The organism is Aequorivita flava (genome assembly GCF_038742595.1).
Taxonomy (GTDB): domain Bacteria; phylum Bacteroidota; class Bacteroidia; order Flavobacteriales; family Flavobacteriaceae; genus Aequorivita; species Aequorivita marisscotiae.
On record NZ_JBANCF010000003.1, the window covers coordinates 252,712 to 264,625 of the forward strand.

Here is an 11,914-nt window from a genome sequence, read left to right on the forward strand (position 1 = left end):
CCAAACTGCATACCGTTGCCTATCCTAAAAAACACAACTCCAATCTTGGTGCTTGTACTTTTTGGAATTTTTAATGGATATGCACAAGAAGGAAACCAACTGGATTTTTATTTTGAAAAAGATTCGCTGTCAGTAAAGCAGGGGCAAAGTTTTATCAATTTTATAGTTCTCAAAAACAATAGCGATAGTGAAATTACTCTGGAAAATCTGAAGCCACAGGAAACATATCCCGGATTACTTCTTTCACCTCAATCAACATATAAGCTTTTAAAAGGGGAAGAAAAAAGATTGCCAATCAAGTTTATAGTAAATACCGATTTTATGAAAATGAAGTCGGAAGAAATATCCTATCAACTCTCCTACTTGATTGAAGGAAAAAAAGAAAACTTAGAAGCTTCGTTTTTTATTGATAGAAATGAAGAAAGGCAGATTGCGTTATATTCCTTTACGCGCGAAAACTATATTGATCCTTCCCAGACTGAATCTACACTTTCTTTGTTTGTTGAAAACAGGGGTTTTTCTCAGCGTTCCATCAAACTTACTTTTCAAGGGGTGCCAGATGGTTTGGAGATTAAGCCTAGAGAAATTATTCTAGCTTTGGAAGGGCAGGAAAAAAGATTAGTGGAATTTAAGGTGTCCTTAAAGCATCAAGGATCTTTTTATCCCGATTACAATATTAATGTAAGAGCAACCGATTTAATAGACAATGAAAATGTTGGGAACACCTATTTAAAATTAATAATCCTTTCTAACAACCGGCAGCTAATGCGCGGGCCGGGCGCTGAGATGGGCAAAAATTTTGTAGAAGTTGGTTATAACGGACAAAGCAGCGGCTTTAACTATCTGCAAGTAAAGGGAAATTCAACATTTTTATTAGGAAAAGATACGCAGGCAACCTTTAATCTGGCTACCGATTATTACTTGACCGAAAACCAATACAACTTTTACGATACTTGGCTTGAAGTTGAAAAAAACAACACCGTATTCCGTCTTGGAAATATTTACGCAAACGAATACGACTATTCCGTTTCGGGAAGAGGAGGATTAGTAAACACAAAGTTTGGCGAATATGAAGCCGTAGAGGTTTTCGCATTAGACAATAGCTACAACCTTTATGGCACCTATTTCCCAGAGAGCGAAGGCTCTAAATTAGCAGGTGCAAAATACAGCTTCGGAGACTCTAAAGACTTTAACGGAAAGGTTTCGTATGTTTTTGACCATGATCCACGTTCAGAAACAGATTCGCAAGTTGCAAGTTTTGTTTCTTCATTTGCATTAAATTCAGCTCATAATTTTAGAGTTGAAACAGGACTAAGTCACGAAAAAGGAAGAATAAACCACGATGAAAATGTAGGTTTAAGTGCAGGATTGAATTACCAAACAAAATTTGGAAAATGGGAGTTCCAATCGTTAAACGATATTGCCAGTAAAAGCTATGCAGGGTTAAACCGTGGTTCACTCAATTTTAATCAGAATATTGGGTTTAAAGTTTCTCAATTTGCACGCCTGTTTCTGCAATACCAAAATTCGCAAGTGCAGCCTGAATATTTAAGTTATCAAGAAGTGGTTAATGTTGATGAGACGAGGTATTATCCATATTATTTCTATAGTACACAATCTTTAAAGACTGGCACACAGTTTTCGTTCTCCAACTGGAATTTTTCATTTTCACCACAAATTGAGAAACAAAAAAGCACAAATACTTCCTTTGCACACGAACTACTATCCTATCGTTTTCGCACAAGCATAGGCACTTCTTTCAGTGGGCACAGCTTCGATCTTTCGGCAGAATATTCGTATTCAAGTCCTTCCAATAACAGTTGGTTTCACAGTTTAAAAACCAATCTTTCGTATAGATATGGCGGTTTTTCACTAAATGGTTCTGCGCAGTACAATCCGAATACCATTATGGAGTTGAATAACTACAATTTGGAAAACAAGAATTTTCTCAATTACAGTGCGTTTGCTTCCTATAATTTTAATACTATAAACAATACATTCACAGGTGCAATTGCAGCAGGAATTAATTTTTCCGAACTTTACAGCAATACCAACAAAACGCTGAATGGAAATTTAGAGTATAAATTCTCCCGAAGCTGGTCTGCCACCGGGTATGGCAATTACAGCCAATATAACTCAACAATGAATTTGGGGTATAAAGGAAGCAATTACCAAATTAGAGTAGGGATTAAAAAATACTTTATAAAAGCTACTGCTGTAGGCAATCACAAGCTTAGTTTACAATTATTTCACGATAAAAATTTTAACGGTGTTTTTGATTCTGATGAAATTGCACTAGCCCACGAAACCATTAAGTTAGACGATTTTATTGCCATTACAGACAAGAACGGGAAAGTTAGTTTTTCCAATGTGCCCAAGGGGAGCTACACCTTAAAAATTAACGAAACTGCTGGCCTTCGAATGGTAACGGACCCAAATATAATAGTGGACAGAAACAAAACACTTAAAATTAGTTTGGTGAAAAAGAATAAAGTAATCGGCAAGTTAGTAGAGAAAAAACAAGCTTACGATAAACTGAACACCTCTGTACGTGGAGTAGTTGTATATGCAAAAGACCGTAAAGGCATTGTTATTAGCACCGTGGTTGATCAAAACGATACCTTTGAATTATTTCTTGGCAATGGCGCTTACGATATTTATATTGAGAACAATAAATACGAATATACAAATGCTTCGCAAAAAGTTATTTTGGAAAATGAAATTCATCCTAAAACCCTAACTTTTGAATTCAAAAAGAAGAATACGGAAATTAAGGTGAAGAAATTTTAAGACGAGAAAAATATGAAAACATATAACTGGATTGTTTTGGGGGTTTTGTTACTAATAGGTAGTACGGCCATTGTACACGCCCAGAATGTCAACATCGTTGTGCCAGCACAGAATATTTTTAACGGCACTGAATTTCTTACTGTTCAAACTGTTATGAATGCCACAAACGGAAAAAAATGGGATAAACATAACGACCCGGCTATGTGGGCCACTAGCAGTCAATATTTTTCTCACACGTCCCACTCGGGAGTTTTATTACCAAATTCTGTACTTCATTGGCAATTTAATAGCATTGGCGGCGAAGATGCGCCACTTCAAAATAAAGATGGATTACCTGGTTTCCAAACTTTCACCATGAGCCCACAAGCTTGGTACTACCCACACCCCTCGGGCAGATATAATCCGGGAAATATAACGTTCAAATTTAAAATGCCTGCATCAGTCTTTTTAAATAACACTTTTGTCGCAGGAAATTATACCTTGGCTGTTACGCAAAATTATGATGGTGATTTTACCCCAGTTTCCTTCAACGTAATAATTTCCGTACCAAAAGCCATTTGGTGGCTTACTGCTAATAATTCTGTTTATAGACAAATAAACTCGCTAAATCAATATAGGTCTGGCGGTACACAAGTGCAAGCGAGTTTGGGCGATTTTGTAATAGGAAACACAGTAGACTTTAAGTTGTTTGGAAAAAGCGCTTCTTCCACCATCCAGTTTACGTCTTCAAAAGGAGTTGAGGGTACGCGCAATATAGCAATTGTTAACCTTGGCGGAGACAATCTGAAAATTAATACGTTGCCACTTTCCAATAGCTGGAAAGATTTTACTGCTTCAGATAATTTTAATGTTGAAAGCGATAATAGAAATAGTTTTCAACTAAAAGCCTCTGTTTCAAAAGAAGACTTTAAAACGCATTTTTATGAAGCAGGGACGTATAAGTTTCAGATAAATTTGAATGCAAATAGCACAGACAATTCCACCGCTTCACCGCAGAATATAGATTTCACAATAAATGTTGTTCCTCTTTCAGAAATAACAATTCCTACTTCGGGCAATGCGGTTAATTTTGAATTCAATACCATAGCGCAATACCAAGACGGGCAAACCAAGACAATTGCCAATCAATTAATGATTTCAAACAATGAAACCTACGAGCTTAACGTTAAAACAGATGCGCCTTTCTTTAGGAAGTCTGGCGTGCAATCTGACGTGCCTTCAAGCATTTTACAAGTGGGCATTGAGGGAGGTTCATCAAATGTGGCTCTGTCTACTACCTCTCAAAAAATAATTAATAACGGCACCCCCGTTCTCGATGAAAGTTTGAATATAAAATATACCATTTCAGCCAGTGCTGCCCAATCATTGGTAGCAAAAGAAAAAAACACCTACTCAATAAATGTTATTTACAGTTTTATCGCCCTTTAAGGGTATTTATTCGCCCCATCTAATAATAAAAAAAAATGAAAATAGTAAGCCCAAAAACCGCCCCAGTTCAAGATCAATCAATAACGAAGCTAAATGCGCTAAACAAGCGCTATGCCGATGTTTTTGATTATTTACTTTTTTCGGTTTCAGAAATAATTGATATGCCTTTATGCACCATCACTATCTTTGACGAAGAGGAAGCATTTGTTATTGCCACAACCGATAATTCCATCGAAAAAATAGGCCCATTTAGCGCCGCAATAAAAAGCCAATTTAAAAAAGAAAAACAAAGATATAAAACTGGCACCTCATACCGTAACTAATTTTGAGGTGAAGTTTTACGAATCATTCCCCATTATAGACTCCAACGATTCCGTTATCGGAAGCTTAAATATCTTTGATAACAAAGAAAGAGTTTTAACTCATTCTGAGAATAACTTTCTCGAAAAATCGGTTCAGCAAATAAACAGATGGGTAACGAGTAAAGAAAATGAGCAGCGCTTAAGAAAGCACGACAATCTATTTCAGCTCTCAAATGATTTAATTGGAATTGCCTCTTTTGAAGGCAGCTTTGTAAAAATAAATCCTGCATTTTCCAAAACTTTGGGATGGACAAATGAAAAATTTATGGAATCTCCTTTTAGTGATTTTATTCACGAGGACGACAAGGAAGAAACTACTATTGCGATGCAGAATCTAGCTTTGGGTAAATCTGTTGTCAATTTCACCAATCGTTATAAAACAAAGGAAGGCGAAAATAAGTGGATAGAATGGACAAGTACTCCAGATTTGGAGGCAAAACTTGTATTTACCATTGGGCGCGATGTTACCGAATTTGTTCAACGAGAGCAGTTGCTTAAAAAAAGTGAACAAAAATATCACAAGCTATTTGATAATATACAAGGTATTTTAAGCATACACGATTTAGACGGTAACTTTATAGATGTAAACGACGCAGGTTTGGCAGCAACTGGATATTCCAGAAAGGTGATGCAAAAATCTACAATTTTTCATTTAAGAGATGCCCAATACCACGATGAAATTAAAGAGTATTTAAAAGCAATTAAAAAGTACGGAAAAGCTTCGGGCGAAATGTCTATTGTAAAAAAATCGGGCGAAAACGCCATCTGGTATTTTATAAGCACGCTCGATGAAGATGAAGCGGGTAACAAACAAGTTTTAACCAATGTTATAGATATTACCGAGCGAAAAAAATTAAACAACGAGTTAAAAAAAGCCAAAGAAGAAGCCGAAGAAGCTTTTAAAGCTAAGTCGGAATTTGTGGCAAACATGAGTCACGAAATCCGTACGCCTTTAAACGGAATTATTGGTTTTACAGAACTTGCATTAGCCACAAAACTAGATGAAACCCAAAAACAATATTTAGAAATCATCAATCAATCGGGTGTTTCATTATACAGTATAATTAACGATATTTTGGACTTTTCCAAAATGGAAAGCAACAATATGAAGTTGGCTATTGACAGAATTGAAGTGGAAGAAATAGTTTCAGAAGCCTTCAATATTGTTTCCTACGGTATAAATACCAAAGGGTTAGAGATGCTTTTAGATATAGACCATAACATACCGCACTATATTTGGGCAGACGCCATGCGTTTAAAACAAATATTAGTAAACCTTTTAGGCAACGCTCTAAAATTTACCGAGAAAGGGGAAATTAAACTGTACGTTACTATTTTAGAGAACTATGGCGAGGGCAAAATGCGACTGCGTTTTGGGGTAAGCGATACCGGGATTGGTATTCATAAGGACAAGCAGCAGGAAATTTTTAATCCATTCTCACAAGAAGACGGCAGCATAACCAAACGATTTGGCGGCACCGGATTGGGATTGTCTATTTCAAATAAACTATTGGCATTGGCAAATAGCAAGCTACAACTAGAGAGCGAACAAGGAAAAGGCAGTAACTTTTATTTCGATCTTGATTTTAGAGTAGAAGACGAAGAATTAGAAAATGGTCTTCATGATATAAAAAGTGTGCTTATTGTAGATGATAATGAAAACAACCGAAAAATCCTAAAGCGGATGTTGGAAATAAAAAACATTCAAGTAAAGGAGGCCGAAAGCGGTTTAAAAGCATTATTGGTAATGCTAGAGAATCCCGAATTTGATGTAATAATCATGGATTATCATATGCCTATAATGGACGGAATTGAAACCATCCAAAAAATTAAAGGATTAAAACCTTCGGCCCAAGAACTTCCTTTTATCGTGCTTTACAGCTCTTCTGACGACGACAAATTGCAAGCGGCTTGCGACGAGCTGGAAGTTTCGAGCAGGTTGGTTAAACCCATCCGTATGAAACAGATGTACCAAACACTTTCCAGAATTAAAAATAACGAAGCTGCCAAAGCCCCTGTTATAGAAGAAAAGCCCACGCAACCCACCATTTGCGATTTAAAAATTTTAGTAGCGGAAGATAATGATGTAAATATGCACCTAACGCGGCTATACTTAAAAAGCATTGTGCCCAATGCGATTATTGTTGAAGCTACAAATGGAGCAGAAGCCGTTGAAAAATACAAAAAGGAGTTTCCAGATTTCGTGCTTATGGATGTACAAATGCCAAAGATGAATGGCTTAGAGGCCGCCCGAAAAATCAGGGCCGCGGAAGTTCAAATGGAAGTTCCTATAATTGCCCTTACCGCAGGCAGTCTTCCTGGAGAAAAAGAAAAATGCCTTAATGCGGGAATGACCGATTTTTTAACAAAACCTCTTTTAAAACAAAGCCTGAGCCACATGTTGTCTAAATGGTTGGGAGAAAAAGTAACTAATGGTGGCGGAAAGTGAAGAAAAAACTTAAATTGATAAACCACAATTTTTCCAGTCAACTTCGGAAAAAATAAATCATAAATTAAGGTTCACGAAAATTAAAATATAGAGAATGACCAAGAAAGAACTCGCTGATGAAATTGAGCGCCTAAAAACCCAAAATGAATTAAAAACAGGATGGATTTCATTGCTCACCCACGATTTTAAGCAAGCCTTTGGCAGTTTATTATGGGTTATCGAAGCCGTTGAAAGCGAAACAATAAGTAAAGACGATTTCTTTAAACTATTAGTGCAGGTACGGCAAGATGCCAAAAAAAATCTCCAAACAATAACAGATACCAGTGAATGGCTTAGAACACAAATAAATGATTTTGAGCTTAAAAAGACTGAGATTTTTGCGTTAGATTTATTTATTAAACTGAGAAAGGAATTTGAAACAAAACTTAAAAATAAGGAACTATCTTTTCAATTTAAAGGCGATGAGAGTTTAGTTTTTAATAGCGATACCTTCTTAATAACCTATATTTTATCAAAATTTACAGACAATGCCATAAAATATTCGCATAAAAAAAGTGATATTTATTTTGAGGCAATAAAATCAGACAATTCAATCGTTTTATCCCTTATAGACCACGGTACGGGCATGTCTGCCACCACCCAAGAACTGCTCTTTACATTTGAAAAACCTGTTTTTCAAGGTACTGAAAATGAAATTGGTGCAGGATTAAGTTTGCAGATTGCAAAAAATTTCGTAAACTTGGTGCATGGAAAAGTAGAGATTGAATCCGCTGAAAATGCGGGTACCAAAATTTCTATGATCCTGCCCCTAATCTAAAAATGAAATATTATGCTTTCGAACACTCGCATCTTAGTTGCGGATGATCATGGTATAGTGCGCATGGGGCTGGTGCAAATCATCAAACAGCTCCGGCCACACGCAAACTTATCAGAGGTAGAGGATTACAAATCGCTCTCGTCTCTCATCTCCCGCGAAAAATTTGATCTTGCTATTCTTGACGTAAATATGCCCAATGGCACCTTACAGCAAGCAATCGATTTTATTAAATTAAAACAGCCCGATTTAAAAATTCTCATTTTCTCCTCCCAGGATGAACATGTGTATGGGTTGCGCTATTTAAAAATGGGCGCCGATGGATTTTTAAACAAGCACTCCACTAAGGACGAAATAGACCAAGCTCTATATGCAATGCTTGAAAAAGGAAAATTTATAAGCGAAGGAATAAAAGACTCAATTGTTTCTAGCTCCTTAAATAAAGATCAACAAGCATCGCCTTTAGAAAGCCTGTCTAATAGAGAACTTGAAGTTGCGAGTAAATTGGTAGAAGGCCTCCCTTTAAAGGAGCTTTCTAACCGCCTAAATTTACATTCTTCAACTATTAGCACCTATAAAAATCGGGTATTCGAAAAACTTAAGATACAGTCCATTCCCGATCTGGTAGAGGTTTTAAAGATGTATGCCTAAAAAATAGCTAAGGCTATTTCGGGTTACCTTCTTCTTTTATAGTATAACTTCAAGTTTAATTTGAAGTAATATGTTAAGAGGCGGAACACTATTCCTATTCCTAAAAAACAAGTAAAAATGAGCTAGATTGAATATTTAGCTGATTCTTCAACTAAGTAATCTTTGCTAAATACAACCATGTTTAAAATACACAAATGGCTGCAGCGCGCTTTAAAACCGAATTTTCTAGTTGTATTCTAAAAGCTTCGCGGGCATCTGGATCTTCAATTTTAAGTAGCATTTGCGTGTTTTCCCAAACATCTTCGCGCCAGCTTGTAATAAGCCTAGATATTAGATACTCATCCATTCTGCCTAACAAACTATCTACCCATTCAAGCATTGGGTTTAGCGGTTCTAGAATTTCATCCTGTACACGATCTATTGTACTTGCAATTACATAATTTACATGTTTGTGATCTTCGTAACGTTGTCTTTGTTGCGTTTCGGAAAGCGATTCCCATTCGGGTTTTAGAAGATCGGATAGGGCCAACACCAAATCGTAATTTATATGTGCATTCACTCCAAGTATTAAACACTGCAATTGACTTACATCCTTATTACACGTAATCTTATGGGCGTGTTCCCACACTTTGGAAGTTACATCTCCGCAATCGTAACATTTTAATGAATTAAAGTAATAATCTGCAAAACGCCGAAGCAATGCATTCACCCAAACGGTATCGTGAAATTCATTGTTATTAATTGCCGACACCATATTGGCACTCATTAAATTATAACAGCTTAAAAACACATAACGCAAATCTTTGGCAGTTTTGTATTCAGCGACGTATTGATTCATTTTAGCTAAAACTTGATCTGATGTATTCATAAATTTCGAAGAAAAAAGACATTACTAAAATATAAAATTTACTTTTAATCAGGACAGTACAAAAGTAAGTGCTAAAGAAAGCACAATTGAAAAGGATCTCCAAAAAGCGGAAAGACATTAGAAACCTTCCAAAAACAAAAAAAGCCCATCCATTGGATAAGCTTCTCATCGGTCTATTTCTAAACCACAAGCCACCCTTAAGTGACTCAACACAACTTCTTGTCGCGGTCTGGACGAGACTCGAACTCGCGACCCCCTGCGTGACAGGCAGGTATTCTAACCAACTGAACTACCAGACCAAGTTTTTCAACCTTTCTTTCGAAAGATCCCAACAACAGTTGGGCAAAGTGAAAAATTGTTACCAATACATTTTGAAATTTCTCTCTTGCTGTATTAAGCGGTGGCAAATATACTACTCCATTTCATTTCCACAAACTATTTTTTTAAAAAATAATAAATATTATCCAAACTTCTGACGCTCCACAAGATACGTGGTTAATATCTTATTGAAATTTTCGTTTATATCGGTTAATACATACTTAATTCGGTATTGCGCGCAACGCAACTGCAATTCGGTAAAGTAATTTTGCACCGCTTCGGCATATTGCTCCTTAATATTATCTGCATACAGGTTTACATATTCGCCTGTTTCAACATCTACAAAGCGCTTGGGACGGTTATTAAAATTAAAGGAAACCTCCTTCTTTTTATCAAAAGTATGAAACAGTATTACTTCGTGTTTGTTGTATTTTAAATGTTGTAGGGCTTCAAATAACTTTTCAGCCTCGGCATCGCTTTGAAACATATCGGAAAATAGAAAAACCAGCGACCGTCGTTTGAGTTTTTCTGCAATTAAATGCAGGTGCTCGTACGTTTTAGTTTGGGTCTTTTCTTGAGAAGTAAGCAGCGCTTCATTTAATTTTTGAAGTAACATTTGATGGTGCCGCTCACTGCCCTTTTCCGAAGCATAAAATTCATATTCGTCGCTGTAAACACTCAAGCCCACAGCATCGCGCTGCCGCTTCATCAAGTTCATAATTGCCGCTGAAGCCAGTACCGAAAAACCAATCTTGTTTAAGGAATTTATATTAAACTGTTTCAATTTAGGGTAATGCATAGAGCTGCTATTATCTACAATTAAATGGCAGCGCAGATTTGTTTCTTCCTCGTAACGCTTGGTGTAAAGCTTATCGGTTTTGGCAAAAAGTTTCCAATCTATATGTTTGGTGCTCTCGCCATTGTTATAAATTTTGTGTTCGGCAAATTCTGCAGAAAACCCGTGAAACGGACTTTTATGAAGTCCAGAAATAAAGCCTTCCACCACTTGTTTTGCAAGCAGCTCAAGGTTTTTGAAACCTGTAATCTGGTTTATTTCCTTTTCTATATTCATTTAATGCGGGTCACAAAGTGAAGCTAAAGTGAGTAACCTCAACAACTTATAATGTTATTTTAAAATTTCATCCACAATTCCATACTCCACAGACTCTTCGGCATTCATCCAATGGTCGCGGTTAAAGTCCTTCATTACTTTTTCAAATTTTTGTCCGCAGTTTTCTGCCAAGATTCGAGCACTAATTTCTTTGGTTTTTAAAATTTCCTGAGCCGTAATTTCTATATCGCTTGCTACACCTCTAGCACCACCGCTTGGCTGATGAATCATAACGCGTGCGTGCGGCTGGATAAACCGTTTTCCCTTTTCGCCTGCCGAAAGCAAAATGCTACCCATAGAAGCTGCCAAACCAGTGCAAATGGTTGAAACGGGACTCTTTAGCTGCTTGATGGTATCGTAAATTGAAAAACCGGAAGTTACATAACCCCCCGGACTGTTTATGTAAAATGTAATTTCGTCGTGGCTCAGTGCATCTAGATACATTAACCTATCCACCACGTGGCGTGCACTTTTGTCATCTACCATTCCCCAAAGGAAAACCTTGCGTTCCTCTAATAATTTGCCATCTATTTTATCCTGTACTTTATTTGTTTTTTTCATAGTTTTCGGTCAGTCCCCTCGAGCGCAGTCCAGAGGTTTTTATTATCATATTTTCTACAAAGGAGGTCTCGACTTTGCTTCGACTGTACTCAGCATAACACGCCTTACCTGCCATTTTACTAAAATAGCAAAAGGCCTAGCAATACGCCAAGCCTTTTTGTTTTTAATTTTTCTTTTTCAAAATATTTTACAAAAGCGAATCTATTGCTTCTGCATATACATTTTTGGGAGCAACGCCAACTTGGCGGCCTACTACTTCACCATTTTGGAAAACCAAAACCGTTGGTATATTACGTACTCCATATTTAGCAGCAAACTCTTGGTTTGCATCTACATCTACTTTTCCTACTACGGCTTTACCGTCGTATTCTTTGCTTATTTCTTCAATGATGGGTCCTACCATGCGGCAAGGGCCACACCAGGCTGCCCAAAAGTCAACCAATACCGGTTTATCGCTTTTTAAAACCGTTTCTTCAAATGTTGCGTCTGTTATTTCTAATGCCATAATCTTTGTTTTTTAATGAAGTTTCAAAAATAGTTAATTTTTATGCGAAATCTTATA

At 36.7% G+C, this 11,914-nt stretch carries 10 protein-coding genes and 1 tRNA gene; 6 read left to right on the top strand and 5 right to left on the bottom strand.

From position 1 onward, the window contains the following. The first annotated feature begins 15 nt into the window (after positions 1–15). The 6 genes from VZD24_RS05965 (at position 16) to VZD24_RS05990 (ending at position 8,494) form a co-directional block, all read left to right on the top strand. The gene (locus VZD24_RS05965; protein ID WP_342687065.1) at positions 16–2,790 is read left to right on the top strand and encodes a hypothetical protein; all 2,775 of its coding nucleotides are present in this window, start codon (positions 16–18) and stop codon (positions 2,788–2,790) included. Positions 2,791–2,802: 12 nt separating this feature from the next. Then, positions 2,803–4,218: a hypothetical protein gene (locus tag VZD24_RS05970; protein WP_342687064.1), complete on the top strand. Its 1,416-nt coding sequence runs from the start codon at positions 2,803–2,805 to the stop codon at positions 4,216–4,218. Positions 4,219–4,253: 35 nt separating this feature from the next. Continuing rightward, positions 4,254–4,541 carry a hypothetical protein gene (locus VZD24_RS05975; RefSeq protein ID WP_342687063.1) on the top strand — a complete coding sequence of 96 codons (288 nt, stop codon included), beginning with the start codon at positions 4,254–4,256 and terminating at the stop codon, positions 4,539–4,541. Between the two features lie 7 nt (positions 4,542–4,548). Beyond that, positions 4,549–7,029, top strand: coding sequence for a response regulator (locus VZD24_RS05980; RefSeq protein WP_342687062.1), 2,481 nt, complete (start codon positions 4,549–4,551; stop codon positions 7,027–7,029). A 94-nt stretch (positions 7,030–7,123) separates the two neighbouring features. Then, positions 7,124–7,846, top strand: coding sequence for a sensor histidine kinase (locus VZD24_RS05985; RefSeq protein WP_279449261.1), 723 nt, complete (start codon positions 7,124–7,126; stop codon positions 7,844–7,846). A 12-nt stretch (positions 7,847–7,858) separates the two neighbouring features. Beyond that, positions 7,859–8,494 carry a response regulator transcription factor gene (locus tag VZD24_RS05990; RefSeq protein WP_342687061.1) on the top strand — a complete coding sequence of 212 codons (636 nt, stop codon included), beginning with the start codon at positions 7,859–7,861 and terminating at the stop codon, positions 8,492–8,494. A gap of 181 nt (positions 8,495–8,675) precedes the next feature. Here VZD24_RS05990 and VZD24_RS05995 read toward each other — a convergent pair whose 3' ends face one another. The 5 genes from VZD24_RS05995 to trxA form a co-directional block, all read right to left on the bottom strand. Then, positions 8,676–9,362 carry a DUF5995 family protein gene (locus VZD24_RS05995; RefSeq protein WP_279449264.1) on the bottom strand — a complete coding sequence of 229 codons (687 nt, stop codon included), beginning with the start codon at positions 9,360–9,362 and terminating at the stop codon, positions 8,676–8,678. A 225-nt stretch (positions 9,363–9,587) separates the two neighbouring features. Next, positions 9,588–9,661 (bottom strand) — tRNA-Asp (locus VZD24_RS06000). Positions 9,662–9,822: 161 nt separating this feature from the next. Beyond that, on the bottom strand, positions 9,823–10,752 hold the full coding sequence (locus VZD24_RS06005) for a DUF58 domain-containing protein (RefSeq protein WP_342687060.1): 930 nt from the start codon (positions 10,750–10,752) through the stop codon (positions 9,823–9,825). Between the two features lie 54 nt (positions 10,753–10,806). Next, positions 10,807–11,352, bottom strand: a complete 546-nt coding sequence (locus VZD24_RS06010; protein ID WP_279449266.1) for a ClpP family protease — start codon at positions 11,350–11,352, stop codon at positions 10,807–10,809. A gap of 187 nt (positions 11,353–11,539) precedes the next feature. After that, complete coding sequence (gene trxA / locus VZD24_RS06015) at positions 11,540–11,857, bottom strand: thioredoxin (protein ID WP_068761863.1); 318 nt, start codon at positions 11,855–11,857, stop codon at positions 11,540–11,542. Between the last annotated feature and the right edge of the window lie 57 nt (positions 11,858–11,914).